The 17423-nt window shown below is 32.5% G+C and carries 17 protein-coding genes; 16 read left to right on the forward strand and 1 reads right to left on the reverse strand.

Going from position 1 to position 17423, the window contains the following annotated elements:
- Positions 1 to 38: 38 nt before the first annotated feature.
- From BLT80_RS13930 to BLT80_RS13950, 5 genes are all read left to right on the forward strand, one after another.
- On the forward strand, positions 39 to 530 hold the full coding sequence (locus tag BLT80_RS13930) for a YkgJ family cysteine cluster protein (protein WP_092469023.1): 492 nt from the start codon (positions 39 to 41) through the stop codon (positions 528 to 530).
- Positions 531 to 585: 55 nt separating this feature from the next.
- The gene (locus BLT80_RS13935; RefSeq protein WP_139181081.1) at positions 586 to 1485 is read left to right on the forward strand and encodes a hypothetical protein; all 900 of its coding nucleotides are present in this window, start codon (positions 586 to 588) and stop codon (positions 1483 to 1485) included.
- Between the two features lie 5 nt (positions 1486 to 1490).
- Complete coding sequence (locus tag BLT80_RS13940; protein WP_092469028.1) at positions 1491 to 2330, forward strand: sterol desaturase family protein; 840 nt, start codon at positions 1491 to 1493, stop codon at positions 2328 to 2330.
- A complete protein-coding gene (locus BLT80_RS13945; RefSeq protein ID WP_245710267.1) occupies positions 2320 to 3186 on the forward strand; it encodes a glycerophosphodiester phosphodiesterase in 867 nt (288 codons plus the stop codon). Before BLT80_RS13940 ends, BLT80_RS13945 begins: the two co-directional genes overlap by 11 nt.
- Positions 3187 to 3348: 162 nt before the next feature.
- The gene (locus BLT80_RS13950) at positions 3349 to 3783 is read left to right on the forward strand and encodes a hypothetical protein (RefSeq protein WP_092469031.1); all 435 of its coding nucleotides are present in this window, start codon (positions 3349 to 3351) and stop codon (positions 3781 to 3783) included.
- A 2-nt stretch (positions 3784 to 3785) separates the two neighbouring features.
- Here the strand turns inward: BLT80_RS13950 and BLT80_RS13955 are convergent, their stop codons facing one another.
- Positions 3786 to 5102: an exo-beta-N-acetylmuramidase NamZ family protein gene (locus tag BLT80_RS13955; RefSeq protein WP_092469034.1), complete on the reverse strand. Its 1317-nt coding sequence runs from the start codon at positions 5100 to 5102 to the stop codon at positions 3786 to 3788.
- Positions 5103 to 5110: 8 nt separating this feature from the next.
- Here BLT80_RS13955 and BLT80_RS13960 point away from each other — a divergent pair, with 8 nt between their 5' ends.
- From BLT80_RS13960 to hpf, 11 genes are all read left to right on the forward strand, one after another.
- On the forward strand, positions 5111 to 6343 hold the full coding sequence (locus BLT80_RS13960; RefSeq protein ID WP_092469037.1) for an ABC transporter permease: 1233 nt from the start codon (positions 5111 to 5113) through the stop codon (positions 6341 to 6343).
- A gap of 263 nt (positions 6344 to 6606) precedes the next feature.
- Positions 6607 to 7587, forward strand: a complete 981-nt coding sequence (locus BLT80_RS13965; RefSeq protein ID WP_092469039.1) for a PLP-dependent cysteine synthase family protein — start codon at positions 6607 to 6609, stop codon at positions 7585 to 7587.
- Positions 7588 to 7803: 216 nt separating this feature from the next.
- Positions 7804 to 8868: a methyltransferase gene (locus tag BLT80_RS13970; RefSeq protein ID WP_092469041.1), complete on the forward strand. Its 1065-nt coding sequence runs from the start codon at positions 7804 to 7806 to the stop codon at positions 8866 to 8868.
- A gap of 653 nt (positions 8869 to 9521) precedes the next feature.
- The gene (locus tag BLT80_RS13980) at positions 9522 to 10799 is read left to right on the forward strand and encodes a DUF2851 family protein (RefSeq protein WP_092469043.1); all 1278 of its coding nucleotides are present in this window, start codon (positions 9522 to 9524) and stop codon (positions 10797 to 10799) included.
- A 40-nt stretch (positions 10800 to 10839) separates the two neighbouring features.
- Positions 10840 to 11067: a PspC domain-containing protein gene (locus BLT80_RS13985; protein WP_020896655.1), complete on the forward strand. Its 228-nt coding sequence runs from the start codon at positions 10840 to 10842 to the stop codon at positions 11065 to 11067.
- Between the two features lie 15 nt (positions 11068 to 11082).
- Complete coding sequence (locus BLT80_RS13990) at positions 11083 to 12105, forward strand: potassium channel family protein (RefSeq protein ID WP_092469045.1); 1023 nt, start codon at positions 11083 to 11085, stop codon at positions 12103 to 12105.
- A 110-nt stretch (positions 12106 to 12215) separates the two neighbouring features.
- Positions 12216 to 13841: an alanine/glycine:cation symporter family protein gene (locus tag BLT80_RS13995; protein WP_092469047.1), complete on the forward strand. Its 1626-nt coding sequence runs from the start codon at positions 12216 to 12218 to the stop codon at positions 13839 to 13841.
- Positions 13842 to 13859: 18 nt separating this feature from the next.
- Positions 13860 to 14747 carry a ComEA family DNA-binding protein gene (locus BLT80_RS14000; RefSeq protein ID WP_092469049.1) on the forward strand — a complete coding sequence of 296 codons (888 nt, stop codon included), beginning with the start codon at positions 13860 to 13862 and terminating at the stop codon, positions 14745 to 14747.
- A 13-nt stretch (positions 14748 to 14760) separates the two neighbouring features.
- Positions 14761 to 15927, forward strand: a complete 1167-nt coding sequence (locus BLT80_RS14005) for an acyl-CoA dehydrogenase family protein (protein ID WP_092469051.1) — start codon at positions 14761 to 14763, stop codon at positions 15925 to 15927.
- A 199-nt stretch (positions 15928 to 16126) separates the two neighbouring features.
- Complete coding sequence (locus BLT80_RS14010) at positions 16127 to 17017, forward strand: tyrosine-type recombinase/integrase (RefSeq protein ID WP_092469269.1); 891 nt, start codon at positions 16127 to 16129, stop codon at positions 17015 to 17017.
- A gap of 73 nt (positions 17018 to 17090) precedes the next feature.
- A complete protein-coding gene (hpf, locus tag BLT80_RS14015) occupies positions 17091 to 17393 on the forward strand; it encodes a ribosome hibernation-promoting factor, HPF/YfiA family (protein WP_092469053.1) in 303 nt (100 codons plus the stop codon).
- Positions 17394 to 17423: the final 30 nt, after the last annotated feature.

Below are 17423 nucleotides of genomic sequence, written 5' to 3' on the forward strand. Positions count from 1 at the left end.
ATATAAATTGTATCGAGAACTTTAATTAAATTTGTTTTATGCAAGACCAAATTAATAATCTTCCAAAGCTCGCCAAAGATAAGCATAAGGAGAATAAAACCTTTTTTACGAAGCTAAAAAAGAAACCACCAAAACAGTTAGACTATTTAATGCAAGAGTTGCATGAAGAAGAATTTGAACGTACCGATTGTTTAAAGTGTGCTAATTGCTGTAAAACCACAGGACCTTTATTTACGCCAAAAGATATCCAGCGGATTGCTAAGTTTTTCAAAATGAAAGAACAACAATTCATTGAAACCTACTTGCGCTTAGATGACGAAAATGATTATGTGTTGCAATCTGTGCCGTGTACATTTTTAGGGGCAGATAATTATTGTTCTATTTATGATGTGCGACCAAAGGCCTGTAGTGAGTTTCCACACACGGACCGTAAGAAGTTTCAACAGATCTCTAATTTAACGATGAAGAATGTTGCTATTTGTCCGGCCGCATATAATATTGTTGAAGAAATGAAAAAGCGTATTCAGTAATAATTGAAGTTGTATTCGGAATAATTTTTGATGCTTAATAGATAAAAAAAAGACTATGAATAATTTAATTGTAAAATTACTGTTTCTATTGTTTGCGTTTAATATGTCCTATTCACAGCCATGGATGACCAATTTAGATATTGCTCAAAACTTAGCCATAACTCAGAATAAAATGGTGTTGATGGTTTGGGAAGAAAGTACCAAGTATCCATATGGTGTTTTAGCAAAAGATGATACTGGTAAAACTGTTTTTATTGAAAGTTTGTTTGAAAGCGAAATTCTAAGCCCTTTAATTTGGGAACATTTTGTGCCAGTTATTGTTAGTGAGTATAAATATGCAGATTTGTATGAAGATATAAAGGATAAGCGATCACAAAAATATATTGATAAGTTTAATGATGACTCTATTAAAATAATGGATGTTAACGGTAACATCTTAAATGTTTCTAGTGATCCTGAAAATTTTCAAAATATCACAACTATAATTAATGATTATGCGATAAATACTGAGTTTATGGCACCTGAGTTAATTGGTTATAACTCTAAAAAGGATTTTTATTCTGCATATTATTTGGCTTCAAAATATTTAGATTTTTCAATGTATATGAAAGATGATATTAGATCTGAATTAGTTGATTTAGGAATTATTTATTTAAATGAAGCTACTGAACTTATTGCTACTGAACCAACGGACGATCAACAAGCATTAACACAACGGATAGCGCTTTTAGATCTTCAACAGTATTTAATATTAAAACGCCCTAAAAAAGTACTTAGACAATTAAAAAAAATGGATGCAGAAAGTATAGAAACGACTAATGCGTCTTTTGTGGCGTTTTTGTATTACACCGTATATAAGATTTTAAATGATGAAACTAATGCTGCATTATGGGAATCTAAAATTTCTTCTGTAAATTTGAAGAAAGCACAACTGCTTATTAATCTTAATTCTTAATAGTATTGGAAAGCATTATCGCATACTTTGAAACCATTCCTTCATCTCATCGAAGCCTTATTTTAGTTGGTGGTTTGACGTTCTTTTGGTTGCTAGAAGGTGGTATTCCATTATTTAAGTTTAAATATAAAAAATGGAGACATGCGCTTCCAAATCTCTTTTTTACGCTTACAACAATAATTATAAATTTTGCCTTGGCATTTTTACTGTTATGGATGTCAGATTGGGTAACGGCCAATAATTTTGGGATTATAAATTGGTTACCGCAAATGCCGTTATGGTTATATGCGTTGCTAGGAGTTGTGTTACTCGATTTTTTTGGCGCCTATTTAGCACATTATGTAGAGCATAGAGTTAAACCACTTTGGATGGTGCATTTAGTGCATCATACCGATCATAGTGTAGATACAACTACGGGAAATAGACATCACCCAATAGAAAGTGTCATTCGATTTTCATTTACATTACTTGGTATTTTTATCGTTGGGACTCCAATTGCTTTAGTTATGATTTACCAAGCGCTATCACTTATATTTACCCAGCTTACACATGCCAATATTAAAATGCCAAAAGGATTAGATAAAGCATTAAGCTATGTTATTGTCTCTCCAGATATGCATAAAATTCATCACCATTATAGATTACCTTATACAGATTCAAACTTTGGAAATATCTTCAGTATTTGGGATCGCATGTTAGGCACCTATATGTATATGGATCGTGAAAAGTTGATTTATGGAGTAGATGTGTTTCCAGATGAAGTTAAAAATGGAAATATCAAAGAGCTATTAAAACAACCTTTTCAGAACTATGAAAAATCAACGCTTTCTGCAGATGAAAACTAATACTATTATCGTCTTAATAATCTTATGTATGAGTTGTAATTCTAAAAAACAAATTGATATTCAAGGCCACAGAGGTTGTAGAGGTTTGTTGCCAGAAAATTCGTTGCCAGCTTTTGAAAAGGCTATTGATTTGGGAGTGCATACTTTGGAATTGGACATTGTAATTTCTAAAGATCATAAGGTTGTTGTTTCTCATGAACCTTATATGAATCCAATTATATGTCTAAATCCTGAAGGAGACGTTCTGCCTGATAATTCTGAAGACATATATAATTTATATCACATGAATTATGATGAGATTAACCAATTTGATTGTGGTTCAAAATTTCATCCAAAATACCCGCAACAAGAAAAGTTAAAGACCTACAAACCTTTATTAGCGGAAGTTTTTAACTTAGCGAAAACTAAGAATTCAGAAGTTAAGTTTAATATTGAAATCAAATCAGAAACGTCTTATTATGACATTTTTACACCACAGCCAGAAGTATACGTAAAATTAGTTCTAGACGAAATTGAATTAAATGGCATGTTGAGTCGTGTGAATCTTCAATCTTTTGATGTTGTCATTCTCGAAGAAATTAAAAAGCAATTGCCTACGATGGTGGTCGCTTTGTTAGTTGAGGATAATGAAATTATTGACGACAAACTTGAGGAGTTATCTTTTCAACCAGAAATTATAAGTCCATACTTTAAACTATTGACTGCCAAATCGGTTAAAGCATATCAAGCAAAGGGATATCAAGTTATTCCTTGGACGCTTAACGAAGTAGAAGATATGAAACAAATGTTGTCATGGAAAGTTGATGGTATTATAACAGATTACCCAAATAAGCTTATTGAAGTTATTGAAAAATAAGTTGTTAACAAGTTTTTCTATGTAAAAATAACAGTTCCCCTGATATTTATGTAGTTTGTGGATGTTCTTAGTAATTTGACTTAAAATCGCGTTATGTTTAGTCGGGATTAATTACATATTGTTGAGTTATCACGCATTTTGTGTAACTTAATTAATACTATTTTGAAAAATTTAATACGCATTGGTCTCGTCATCATCCTTATTTTTTTATTAAGCTTTACACTTCAAGCACAAGAGCCGTTTGCTAAGCTCGAAAAAAACAGAAATGTTCAAGCAAAAAGTTTAATTCATGAATTAAATACTACAAAAGACACGCTTATTCTAAAGAGTGAAAATATTATTACGTCTTTATATACCATAAATCAAGAATATGCTCGTGAACTCGATTTTAAAATTGATTCAATAGCTTATAAGTTACCATTAAATAAATTATCTAAAGGGAAACATGTGTTTGTCGCGAGACAATCTCAAATTAAGATTGTATTTGTTGTTAAGATATTGCGAGATGCTTCTAAAGCAGATCCCGATGACCTTTTAACTTCCAATTTGGTCGGTATTGAAGAAACACCAGTAAAAATTACAAGCCGTAACGATTAGTCCTATTTATAAATTAGATATTTATCACGAGTCGTTTTATATGATTCAATACCAGCTTTCCAAGTCGCTTTAATTTCAGCTTCAGCTAAACCCGCTTCAATCTGTTTTTGCAATGTGGCAGTTCCCGCGTGCGTGGTAAAATTAGAGGTGTTAAACACTTTGGTTTTATCAGTAGCATTGTGATAAGCATCCATAATATATTTTAAGGTAAAATGGCGTTCTGCCTTTACTTTAGATAAATCAACACCATAGCAAACTTCATTTTCATGTTTCGGGTGTTTAGACCCAAAATTAGGAATAGGAGTATAATTAAATGTATAATGATTCTTATCTAAAAACGGAGCTCCATAGCGTTGAAACTGAAATTCTGTTCCTCTACCAGCATTGATGTTGGTGCCTTCAAACAAACCTAAACTCGGATATAATACAATAGATTGGTCGTTTGGTAAATTCGGAGACGGTCTTATGGCTAAGTTATACCTGCTGTTGTGATTATAATTTTTCATTTCAACAATCGTAATGTCACAAGTGATACCATTCGTTAACCATGCTTCTCCATTTATCATTTTTGCATATTCGCCAATGGTCATACCATGAACCAAAGGAATAGGATGCATACCTAAAAAACTACTGTGCTGTTTTTCTAAAACAGGACCATCAATATAATTACCATTCGGGTTCGGACGATCTAAAATTAAAAGAGGAATGTTTTGCTCGGCACAAGCTTCCATAATATAATGCAATGTAGAAATGTAGGTGTAAAATCGAACACCTACATCCTGAATATCAAAAACCATAATATCGACATCTTCAAGCTGTGTTTTGGTAGGCTTTTTATTTCTGCCATGTAGCGAGAAAATAGCTAAACCCGTTTTGGTGTCTTTACCATCTTTTACCAATTCACCAGCATCAGCAGTGCCTCTAAACCCATGTTCTGGGGCAAATACTTTTTTTACATCAATGTTTAACCCCAATAAAGTATCTACTAAATGCGTAAATGGAACGTCTTTGCTAGACTCAATTTTTTTTTGGGTTGTCGCAATCTCATGAAAAACCACACTCGTCTGATTAGCAACCACAGCCACACGCTTTCCTTTTAATAGGGGTAGATATAATTCTGATCTGTTAGCACCGACTATAATAGCATTATTTGCTTCGTTTGTTGCAAGTTCTGTACTAGAAGCGTCATTAACCGCTAAGGTCTCCAGCTTTGTGCTTTCAGCGTCTTGCTTTATACTATTTCCACATGAAAATGTTACAGCGGAAATCCCAATAATTATAGAGAATAAAACTGTATTTTTGAAAACCTTTAAAAGCATATCTAAGAGTGAATTTCGAGTTATTTATAGCTAAACGTATAATTGGCAATAAAACGTATAAAAGTAGTGTTTCGGCTCCAATAATTAAAATTGGTATCGCAGCAATTGCTATTGGAATTATTGTAATGCTTATTGCAATTGCTACAGGTATCGGTTTACAACAAAAGATTAGAGATAAAGTTGTAGCATTTAACGGTCATGTAGAAATTACAAATTACGACACCAATGCGTCTGACGAATCGCAAATGCCAATTTCTATTAATCAAGATTTTTACCCGAATTTCACTAGCGTAGAAGGCATCAAACATATACAAGGTGTGGCTCAAAAGTTTGCTGTTATTAGAACAGAAACAGATTTTGAAGGAGTGGTGGTAAAAGGAGTAGGTGCTGATTATAATTGGGGCTATTTTAAAGAATTTTTAGTTGAAGGCCGACTTCCTGATTTTACAAAAGAGATAAACCAAGAAATTTTAATCTCTAATTATTTAGCCAATCGCTTAGGATTTAAAGTCGGAGATAAATTTCAAACCTTATTTGGTAATCCTTTAAATGATAGGCCACGCATCCTTAATTATGAAATTGTAGGGATTTACAATTCTGGTTTTCAGGAGCTCGATGAAAAGTTTTGTATTGCTGACTTAAGACATATTCAGCGGATTAATAAATGGGAACCGGATCAAATAGGAAGTTTTGAAGTCTTTATAGATGACTTCTCGCAGATTGAAGAAAAAACGGTTGAAATCTTTAAGGAAGTACCGTCTTTAATGAACGCTACATCCATTACCCGAAAATATTACACGATTTTTGAATGGATTAAGATTTTTGACAACAATACGTACGGCATCATTGCTATTATGATACTTGTAGCTGGTATTAACATGATAACCGCCTTACTCGTTTTAATATTAGAACGTACACAAATGATAGGCATACTAAAAGCTTTAGGGAGTTCTAATTGGACCATTAGAAAAGTGTTTCTTTACAACGCCTCTTACTTAATTGGTTTGGGTTTATTATGGGGTAATATTATAGGTTTAGGTTTGTTGTTTGCGCAGAAATACTTCAAACTATTTCCATTAAATCCAGATACCTATTATGTTAATAATGCTCCGGTTTATATTAGTTGGGATTATATAATTCTATTAAACATAGGTACATTTGTAGCCTGTTTATTAATGCTCTTAATTCCTTCAATCATTATTTCTAAAATTTCGCCAGTAAAAGCGATTCGCTTTGATTAGTGTTAAAAATAAGTAGACTTTAATCTTCTATCAACAGTGTCCGAAAATACCAGGTTTAAAACTTTAAGCTAACTACCCAGTGCTCACTGTGAAATTTAATAACAAAACATTAATAATTCCAAAATTCGTTAAACACAACATTTAACGTAACTTTGCTCCCTCGAAAAAAACAACTAAGAAACGAGCCTAAGAGGAAGGTTTAATAATTTCAAGATTTTTTAAAGGAGAACTCATTTTTCCTTTTTAAATAATAACAAATAGAAATGGAATACGCAGAAAATATATTAGGTACAATAGGTAATACACCACTAGTTAAAATGAATAAACTAGTCGAAGATTTACCTTGTTTAGTACTTGCGAAATACGAAACTTTTAACCCAGGAAATTCAGTAAAAGATCGAATGGCTTTACAAATGATAGAAGATGCTGAGGCTGATGGTCGATTAAAGCCTGGTGGAACAATTATTGAAGGAACCTCTGGAAATACTGGAATGGGGTTAGCTTTAGCGGCTATAGTAAAAGGTTACAAATGTATTTTTGTAATGGCAGATAAACAATCTAAAGAAAAAGTAGATATTATGCGTGCTGTAGGTGCGGAGGTTATCGTTTGCCCAACAGCTGTGGAGCCAACAGATCCTCGTAGTTATTATTCTGTATCGAAACGTTTAGGTGAAGAAACACCAAATTCTTGGTACGTTAATCAATACGATAATCCAAGTAATACAAAAGCGCATTACGAAAGTACAGGTCCAGAAATCTGGAAACAAACCGATGGTAAGATTACACATTTTGTAGTCGGCGTTGGCACAGGTGGTACTATTTCGGGTGTTGGAAAATACCTAAAAGAGCAAAATCCAAATATTAAAATTTGGGGTGTAGATACTTATGGTTCTGTATTTAAAAAATATCATGAAACTGGAATATTTGATGAAGATGAAATCTACCCTTACGTTACAGAAGGGATCGGTGAAGATATCTTACCAAAGAATGTAGATTTCGATATTATTGATGGGTTTACTAAAGTTACCGATAAAGATGCTTGTGTGTACACACAACGTTTAGCTAAAGAAGAAGGTATGTTTTTAGGAAACTCAGCAGGTTCTGCTATAAAAGGAGTATTACAATTAAAAGAGCATTTCACGCCAGACGATGTGGTTGTGGTTTTATTTCATGATCACGGAAGTCGTTATGTTGGCAAAATGTTTAATGACGATTGGATGCGTAAGATGGGGTACATCGATTAACAAATTCCTGCGAAGGCAGGAATCTCATTATATAAAAAAATCCTGATTTCATTATCAGGATTTTTTTTGGTTTAACCCCCTTTTGAAAGGGCTAATCATCACTATTTGTTTTATTTTCAGTTTAATAGTAATTGATTCAATGTTATTTCATTCCTAATTCATCATAGTTGGCAGAAGCATTTGCCTACCTTCACCCAAAAGGGAAACCCAACTATAATGACAAATCTTAAAGTAAATAAACCAGAACCATTTTTACCGCTAAAAGAGGTCACTATATATAATAGAGAAGAAGATATTAAAAGTATTATAAAAGTATTAGAAGCTGGTAATCCTGTTTTAATTACTGAGTTTTATAATAACGGATCTGTCCTACTTAAAGGTTTGCAGGAACACCTTAATAAAAAACTACCCAATAAATCGTTTAAGGAGCAACGTGCCTATCGTGACGAATATCATAAGCTTTCAAACCTTATTATTGTAGAAATTAACGATCACAAAATTGTAGCAAAGAAAGCTCCAGTTATAGGGTGGCTAAAAAAGTTATATCCCGAAACAAGAGATTTCTTATTAACCCTTCCGCAAGTCCAAGGTTTAAACAGTGCTTGGCAATGGTATACAAATGGTATATCAATACCAGGATTGCGAAATAAAATTCATCCATATTATGGAACCTATTTTCCAACACGCTTTGAGCATTTAGAATTGTTTGATAATTGGCTAAAACGATATTTAGGTCCAAAAAAGTCTGCAATTGATGTAGGTGTTGGAAGTGGTATTTTAGCATTACAAATGGTAAAGCATGGATTTCAAAAGGTTTTTGCAACAGATACAAATCCTAATACTATCATTGGTTTAACAGAAATGATGGGAGATACCAAACTATCTCGAAAAATAGAACTCGATTTTGGTTCTCTTTTTGGTAAATGGACAAATAAAACAGAGCTCATTGTTTTTAATCCGCCTTGGTTATCCGAGACACGAGATTTAAATAATTTAGATGAAGCTATTTATTATAATGACACGTTGTTTTCTGACTTTTTTGAAGCTGCAAAAGATATGTTATTGCCAAATGGAAAATTAGTACTCTTATTCTCTAATTTTGCGCAAATAACAGGTGTAGCCAATTTTAATCCTATTCAACAAGAAATCGCTGAAGGTGGACGGTTTCAATTAGAAAAGTGTTATACGAAAAATGTTAAAAAAGGATCTGACAAAACAAAGCGTAGCTCACAGTATCGTGACACTGAAGAAGTAGAACTTTGGGTACTGACGCATGTTTGATATATTAAAACATGAATTAGTTTTAATTGTTTTAGCTCGTTTCTTTATCATTTGAAAGTCTTCAAGTCTTTATTTTGAGATGTATTCTACAAGTTTGAAATTTGGGATTTATCATTTGAAAATCAAAATTTTAGAGGGTCGATATGACTAATAAGTTGATAAAAGCTTGGGCTATAATAGTTTTAATATTAGAAGTGATGTAAGTCATTTTCAAAGTGCTTAATGTAAATTATCTTAGAGGAATAAAAATTAATGCTTTATGAAAACTTCTAAAAATAAGTCACACAAAAAAATCTATTGGGTTTTAATAATTCTATCCTTAGTAATTGAGTATCTCTTTTATAGTGTTCTAAAAAATGAGTTCTCGTTATTCTTTCTTGTATGTTTTTCAGGTGTACCTTTCTTATTATTTGCAACGGGGTGTTTTGGGTTATTATAGCCCAAAATTAAACCAGAAGGAGATGATGAGGTTTATATTAGCCACTCTTTAATTATAGGATTACTTTTTATAATTATGTTTTTTATGCATGTTTGGATTATTTTACCAAATATTTGTCCTGAATTTGGAACCCTTCTAGGGGTATAGGAGTCGTGATTAAAAGTGATTTAAGATTAATTTATGTTTTTTGTGGTATAAATTTTATTTTAGCTATATGCAAGAAGACTTCCTTCATTACATATGGAAACATAAAGCCTTTAATTCATCTTTGTTAAAAACAACGAAAGATGAGTCTATTGTTATAACTAATTTAGGTCAACACAATCATAATGCTGGTCCAGATTTCTTTAATGCGCAATTAAGCATTGCTAATCAGCTTTGGGCTGGTAATGTAGAGATTCATATTAAATCTTCAGATTGGTATGTACACAGTCATGAAACGGATAAAGCCTACGATAATGTTATTCTTCATGTAGTTTGGGAGTACGATACCGAAATTTTTAGGCAAGATAATTCTGAAATTCCGACTTTAGAACTAAAGCACTATGTTGATAAAACCTTACTTCATAAGTATCAAAAACTGATGCAATCAAAATCGTGGATTAATTGTGAGTCTGATTTCAATGAGGTTGATGCTTTTCTACTTAATAATTGGTTAGAGCGTTTGTATATAGAACGCTTAGAGCAAAAATCAGAAACAATTCAGCACTTATTAGAATCCTCTAATAACGATTGGGAAGCGGTATTATTTAAAATGCTATTGAAAAACTTTGGGTTAAAAGTGAATGGAGAGCCGTTCTTAAGTTTAGCCAATTCATTTGATTTTTCTATAATAAGAAAATTGCAAAATGACGTTTTAAACCTAGAGGCTTTATTTTTTGGACAATCAGGTTTGCTAGAAGAAAACACTATTGAAGACATTTATTTTATAGGCCTTAAAGAGCGGTATGGATTATTGAAACGAAAATTTAATCTAGATAGCAATGGGGTTTTACCGTTGCAATTTTTTAGATTAAGACCGCCAAATTTTCCAACCATACGTTTATCTCAATTTGCTAATTTGTATAATTCAGAGCCAAATTTGTTTTCAAAAGTGATGGATTTAAATACGCTAGATGCGTTTTATAAATTTTTTGACAAAGGAGTGACGCAGTTTTGGATGACGCATTATACATTTGCCAAATCTTCAAAACCTTTTAAGAAAGGAATAACTAAGTCTTTTATAGATTTATTAATTATAAATACACTTATTCCATTGAAATTCAGCTATGCTAAGGCACAAGGGAAGTCAATTGAAGAAGATGTTTTTAAGCTTTTAAAAGAGCTGAAAATGGAAAGCAATAGTATTGTTTCTAAATTTTTAGACTTAAAAACTTTTGAGAAAAACGCTTTAAATTCTCAGGCTTTACTGCAATTGAAACATCAGTATTGTGATAAAAATAAGTGTTTACAATGTGCCATTGGTAATAGCTTTATCGTGAAAATTAAGTAACTTGCAGCATGTGTCCTATATTAAACAATAGATTTAACTCATGAATTGGTTCTATAACCTTTTATTATATTTTCAAAAACGTGGCTATTACGTTTGTCAACGTATAGCAGATCGTTTGGGGATTAGAGCGAAAATTGTAAGAACTTCTTTTATATATCTTACGTTTGTTACTGTAGGTTTTGGATTTGCACTCTATTTATTCTTAGCCTTTTGGATGCGTATTAAAGATATCGTTTATACAAAACGGTCTTCAGTTTTCGATTTATAATTTTGTTGATGTAATATGGATAATCCGTTATTAAAACTTTATAGATCTAAGATCTACACAGCCATAATGATGCTGGTTTTGTTGCTTTGTATCGGTATATTAGGCTATAGATTTATTTCGGGGTATTTATGGCTGGATGCTGTTTATATGACAGTGATTACGGTAACAACTGTCGGTTTTGCCGAAGTAATACCTCTCGATCCCGCTTCTAAGATTTTCACAATTTTTTTAATTTTAACCAGTGTAGTAATTGTAGGTTATGCCATTTCTATAATAACCGATTATATTCTTAGTAGAAATAATATGGAAGACATAAAACAACGTAGGATGCAAAAGAAAATTGATGCAATGACTAATCATATCATTATTTGTGGTTATGGTCGAAACGGTAAACAAGCAGCAAAAAAGTTAAGTGATTACGGAAAATCTTTCGTTATTATAGAACGTAATAAGGATATTATTGAGAAATTTCAAGACGATGCAATTACGTTTATTGAAGGGAATGCCAACGAAGATGAAACCCTTTTTGCAGCTGGTATCGAAAAAGCAAGTACGCTAATTTGCGCCTTGCCAAATGATGCAGATAATTTATTTGTGGTTTTATCAGCTCGGCAGATTAATGCAAAGCTATCTATTATAAGTAGAGCTTCAGAGGAAACGTCGTACAATAAGCTAAAATTAGCAGGTGCCAACAATGTTATTTTACCAGATAAAATTGGAGGAGATCACATGGCATCTTTAGTGGTGATTCCAGATTTGGTAGAGTTTATCGATAATTTAGGTATTATAGGGGAGCGTAACATTAATATTGAAGAAGTTAAAGTAGAACAACTTTATAATATGAATGAAGTTAAAACAATAAGGGACTTAGATTTACGTAAAAAGACAGGCTGTACAGTCATAGGATTTAAGGATGATAAAGGAGAATATATAGTAAATCCTGAAGCAGATACAGAATTGATTCCTGGCTCAAAAATCATTGTTTTAGGACGTACAGAACAGATTATAAAATTGAATTCTCAGTACAATATTGAATAATTAATACATTCATTTTATGAGGCGATACTTTACAAGCTCAATTTTTTTTTGCATCTTGTCATCTTTAAAATGCAATAACTAACCTTAAAACTAACTAATAACTACAACTCATGAAGAAATATCTTCTATCAATTTTTACAATTTTATTACCCTTTTTGACTTTCGCGCAAGAAACAACTTCCGAAAAAATTGATGCTATTTTCAAGGATTACACTGGCTGGTTTGTTGATGCTATTTTTTATGAAATTCAATTTTCAGAAACTTATAAAATTCCTTGGGTACTTATCGTACTAATTGGTGGAGCATTGTTTTTTACGATTTACTTTAAATTTATCAATGTCACTGGTTTTAGGATGGCTATTAGAGTTGTTAGAGGCCAGTATGAAGATATTGAAAAGCATGGTGCAGATACTTTATATGATGATAATACTGCAAATGAAGGTGAGAATATAATTGAGACCATGAGAGATGATGGTGCTGACGGAGAAGTGTCACACTTTCAGGCTTTAACAGCGGCATTATCTGCCACTGTAGGTTTGGGTAATATTGCTGGTGTTGCTGTCGCTTTATCTATTGGTGGTCCTGGTGCTACATTTTGGATGATTGTTGCTGGTTTATTAGGGATGGCTTCAAAATTTGCAGAATGTACACTTGGTGTAAAATATAGAGATGTTGGTGAAGATGGGACTGTTTATGGTGGTCCAATGTACTACTTAACCAAAGGCTTAAGAGCTAAAGGAATGGGTGGTTTTGGTAAAGTCCTAGCTGTATTGTTTGCGATATTTGTTATAGGTGGATCTTTTGGAGGTGGAAACATGTTCCAAGCTAATCAAGCTGCTGCACAATTTGTTAAAGTATTTGATCTAGATCCAGCGTCTAATGCAGGTATGTATTTCGGTATTGTTATGGCAGTACTTGTTGCGATTGTAATTATTGGTGGAATTAAGCGTATTGCTAAGGTGACTGAAAAAGTAGTACCGTTTATGGCAGGAATATACGTATTGGCATCCTTAATCATATTAGGAGCTAATTTTAGCTTAATTGATGATGCTTTTGCATTGATTTATCACGGAGCTTTTTCAGGACTAGGAATAGCAGGTGGACTTGTAGGTGTAATGATTCAAGGTATTAGAAGAGGTGCTTTCTCTAACGAAGCAGGTGTTGGTTCTGCGGCAATTGCACATTCAGCTGTTCGTACTAAATATCCAGCATCCGAAGGGATTGTGGCACTTTTAGAGCCGTTTGTAGATACGGTTGTAATTTGTACAATGACCGCTTTAGTAATTGTAATCACTAATTTTGATGGTGGTTTCATGGAGTATGGAGTTGAAATTACAGAGGGTGTAGAAATTACAGCTACGGCTTTTGATTCTGTAATTCCACATTTCTCAATCATACTTACGATTGCAGTGATATTATTTGCATTTTCAACTATGATTTCTTGGTCTTACTATGGTATGCAAGGTTGGGTGTTTTTATTCGGAAAGGGTAAAATATCTGACTTGGCTTATAAAATCTTATTCTTATTCTTTGTTGTGGTAGGAGCGTCAATTAGTTTAGGTGCTGTTATTAATTTCTCTGATGCTATGATTTTTGCAATGGTAGTGCCGAATATAATTGGTGTGATAATATTGTCACCAGTTATTAAAATGGAATTAAAGAAATACTACAAAGCGATTAATGTAAAGAATGATGCTATTGAAGAAGGTGCAGATGATCTAAATGAAATATTATAACTAAAAAAATAATCTCATATGAAATCCCATTTCCAGTTTTCTAATCAACAACGGAATGGGATTTTTTTATTGTTAGTAATTATACTCATTGGTCAATGTGTATATTGGTTTGCTCCTGATATTTTTGCGACCTCTAATAAAGACCTAGCAGTAAATCAAAATCAATTAGACGCTTTTATAAACGAATTAGATTCGCTTCGTTTAGTTGAATTAGAGAATAGTAAACCAAAAATCTATCCTTTCAATCCCAATTACATTACAGATTATAAAGGTTATACTTTAGGGATGACCAATGAAGAAATTGAAAGGCTTCATAAATTTAGAGACGCAAATCAATGGGTGAATTCTGCCAAACAGTTTCAACAGGTCACGAAAGTTTCGGATTCCTTTTTAGAAACTATTTCTCCGTATTTTAAATTTCCAGAGTGGGTAACGAATCCCAAACCAAAAACTCAAGGGGTTTCAAATTCTTATTCAAGTAACACAAAACCAAAAACATTTGATCAAAAAGTAGATTTAAATACAGCAACGGCAGCTCAATTAAAGAAAATCTATGGAGTAGGAGAGAAACTGTCTGAACGAATTATTACCTATCGCAATAAATTTAACGGTGGTTTTATTGCAGATGTGCAGTTGAGTGAAGTTTATGGTTTATCTCCAGAAGTTATTGAGCGTATTCAAAATGACTTCACGGTAAAAACGCCAAGAACAATTAAAAAGTTTAATCTCAACACGGTAACAAGAGATGAGCTAGTGACTATTCAGTATATAGATTATGAAATAGCGCATCATATTATTGAAGAACGAACTTTAAGAGATGGCTTTAAATCTTTAGAGGATTTAACAAAAGTAGAAGATTTTCCTGTCCAAAAATTCGAGATAATTAAGCTATATTTGCATCTTTAATAAACACTAATTTATGTCTAATTTATATTTCACAGAAGAGCACAATTTATTCCGAGAAAGCCTCAGGAGTTTCTTGCAAAAAGAAGTGGTGCCACATATTGATAAATGGGAAGAAACGGGTCACATAGAACGTTTCATCTGGAAGAAGTTTGGTGATATGGGGTATTTTGGTCTTGCAACACCGGAAGCTTATGGTGGATTAGATTTAGATTTATTTTACACAGTGATTTTTCTTGAAGAAATGCAACGTATCAACTCTGGTGGATTTGCAGCAGCTATGTGGGCACATGCTTATTTAGCGATGACACACTTAAACAAAGAAGGAAATCACGAGCAAAAAGAAAAATATCTTACACCCAGCGCATTAGGTGATGCCATAGGTTGTCTCTGTATTACGGAGCCTTTTGGAGGAAGCGATGTTGCAGGTATGCGTACAACGGCTGTTAAAAAAGGTGATACCTATGTTATTAACGGTTCTAAAACTTTTATCACAAATGGTGTTTATAGTGATTATTTAGTCGTGGCGGCTAAAACTAGTCCTGAATTAGGAAATAAAGGCATTAGTATTTTTGTGATGGATAGAGATACTCCTGGTATTTCTGCTACGAAATTAGATAAGTTAGGTTGGAGAGCTTCTGATACTGGTGAGATTGCTTTTGATAATGTAGTGATTCCAGCTTCAAACTTAATGGGAGAAGAGAATCTTGGTTTTCCTTATATTATGCAACATTTTGCCTTAGAACGTTTAATTATGGGAATTAATTCTCATGCAAGAGCGCAATATGCACTAGAATATGCAAAACAATATATGTCTGAAAGAACAGCTTTTGGAAGAACTATTGATAAATTTCAAGCTTTAAGACATACCTATGCGGATTGTGAAACACAAATGGAAATTTGTAAGCAATTTAACTATTATGTCGCTAAGCGTTTAGATATGGGAGACTATGTGGTAAAAGAAGCTACAATGTCTAAATTACAATCCACAAAAATGGCCGATGATGTTATTTACCAGTGTCTTCAATTTTTAGGAGGTTACGGTTATATGGAAGAATACCCTTTAGCGCGTATGTCAAGAGATAGTCGTTTAGGGCCAATTGGTGGAGGAACGTCTGAAATTTTGAAAGAAATTATCGCTAAAATGGTAATTGACAATAAAGATTATAAACCATCAACTTAAAATTTCTAATTATCAGTATAGCGAAAATTGTTTTCAATTTTGCTAAAATGGTAATTGACAATAAAGATTATAAGCCATCGACGTAACGGTGTAATAATTATAAAATTTAAAATCCTGCTATTCGGCAGGATTTTTTTTTGTTCTTATTCAATATAAGTAGAAGTTAATGGTTATATTTAAAATTCGTCAAACAAGTTTAATGAGCCTTCAATCGTTTTCAGATTATTTATTATTAGAAAAGACATACTCTAAGCACACAGTATTAGCTTATACACGAGATATTGAAAGTTTTCAAGATTTTTTAAATAAGTATCACGATTCACAAAATGTAGCTCAAGTAGGTTATTCTGAATTACGACAATGGATTGTTGCGTTGGTAGATAGTAAAATTACTAACCGAACGATTAACAGAAAAGTATCATCACTAAATACGTATTATAAATTCTTACTAAAAACTGAAGATATTAATGTCAACCCTTTAAAAAAACATAAAGCTTTAAAAGTAGGGAAGAAGGTTCAACTTCCGTTTTCGGAACAAGAATTAAAATTAGTTTTAGAAGATGCTATTAATATCGATGATTTTGAAAGTGCCAGAAATCATTTGATTATAGAGTTGTTTTATGCCACAGGGATTAGACGTATAGAGCTTGTAAATTTGAAGTTATCTGATATCGATACAGGGAACAATCAAATAAAAGTTATTGGTAAACGAAATAAAGAACGCTATGTTCCTTTAATTGGCTCTATAACGAAATCTTTAAAGCGCTATTTAACGTATAGAAGCGAATTAATTAGTATCGAGGATAGGGAGGTTTTGTTTTTAACAAAAAAAGGACTTAAAATTTACGAAAAGCTTGTTTACAGAATAATAAATAAGTATTTTAGTATAGCATCTACGAAAGCAAAATGCAGCCCTCATGTATTAAGACATTCGTTTGCAACGCACTTACTAAACCAAGGTGCAGATTTAAATGCAATAAAGGAACTTCTTGGACATACTAGTTTGGCAGCAACTCAAGTGTATACACACAATAGTATTGCCGAGTTAAAAAAAGTACACGCCAAGGCTCATCCCAGAAACCAAAGTTAAGCACAGCTTAATTTTTACAAATCCGTGTTAGATCAAATCATCTAATACTTATGTTTAATTTAAAATAAACTAAATGAAAGTAAACACTCAATCCGTAAATTTCACAGCAGATAGCAAGTTAATTGAGTTCATTCAGAAACGAATGGATAAGCTAGATATGTTCTATGATAAAATAATTCAATCCGATGTATATCTCAAAGTTGAAAACACAAGCGATAAAGAGAATAAAATCTTCGAAGTTAAGCTTAGTGTACCTGGAGATAGCTTCGTGGTGAAGAAACAATGTAAATCTTTTGAGGAAGGAGCAGATGCCGCAATTGCCTCATTAGGAAGGCAAATCAAAAAGCGAAAAGAAAAATTAAGGGCACATAGTTAAATTTTTTTTAAAAAATGTTTTGAATAGTAA

The organism is Winogradskyella thalassocola (assembly GCF_900099995.1).
GTDB lineage: Bacteria > Bacteroidota > Bacteroidia > Flavobacteriales > Flavobacteriaceae > Winogradskyella > Winogradskyella thalassocola.

What these genes read in the sequence shown, in the direction of transcription:
- BLT80_RS13930 (WP_092469023.1), top strand. Translation starts at nt 39, where the DNA reads ATGCAAGACCAAATTAATAATCTTCCAAAGCTCGCCAAAGATAAGCAT.
- BLT80_RS13935 (WP_139181081.1), top strand. Translation starts at nt 586, where the DNA reads ATGAATAATTTAATTGTAAAATTACTGTTTCTATTGTTTGCGTTTAAT.
- BLT80_RS13945 (WP_245710267.1), top strand. Translation starts at nt 2,320, where the DNA reads ATGAAAACTAATACTATTATCGTCTTAATAATCTTATGTATGAGTTGT.
- BLT80_RS13955 (WP_092469034.1), bottom strand. Translation starts at nt 5,102, where the DNA reads ATGCTTTTAAAGGTTTTCAAAAATACAGTTTTATTCTCTATAATTATT.
- BLT80_RS13965 (WP_092469039.1), top strand. Translation starts at nt 6,607, where the DNA reads ATGGAATACGCAGAAAATATATTAGGTACAATAGGTAATACACCACTA.
- BLT80_RS13970 (WP_092469041.1), top strand. Translation starts at nt 7,804, where the DNA reads ATGACAAATCTTAAAGTAAATAAACCAGAACCATTTTTACCGCTAAAA.
- BLT80_RS13980 (WP_092469043.1), top strand. Translation starts at nt 9,522, where the DNA reads ATGCAAGAAGACTTCCTTCATTACATATGGAAACATAAAGCCTTTAAT.
- BLT80_RS13985 (WP_020896655.1), top strand. Translation starts at nt 10,840, where the DNA reads ATGAATTGGTTCTATAACCTTTTATTATATTTTCAAAAACGTGGCTAT.
- BLT80_RS13990 (WP_092469045.1), top strand. Translation starts at nt 11,083, where the DNA reads ATGGATAATCCGTTATTAAAACTTTATAGATCTAAGATCTACACAGCC.
- BLT80_RS13995 (WP_092469047.1), top strand. Translation starts at nt 12,216, where the DNA reads ATGAAGAAATATCTTCTATCAATTTTTACAATTTTATTACCCTTTTTG.
- BLT80_RS14000 (WP_092469049.1), top strand. Translation starts at nt 13,860, where the DNA reads ATGAAATCCCATTTCCAGTTTTCTAATCAACAACGGAATGGGATTTTT.
- BLT80_RS14005 (WP_092469051.1), top strand. Translation starts at nt 14,761, where the DNA reads ATGTCTAATTTATATTTCACAGAAGAGCACAATTTATTCCGAGAAAGC.
- BLT80_RS14010 (WP_092469269.1), top strand. Translation starts at nt 16,127, where the DNA reads ATGAGCCTTCAATCGTTTTCAGATTATTTATTATTAGAAAAGACATAC.
- hpf (WP_092469053.1), top strand. Translation starts at nt 17,091, where the DNA reads ATGAAAGTAAACACTCAATCCGTAAATTTCACAGCAGATAGCAAGTTA.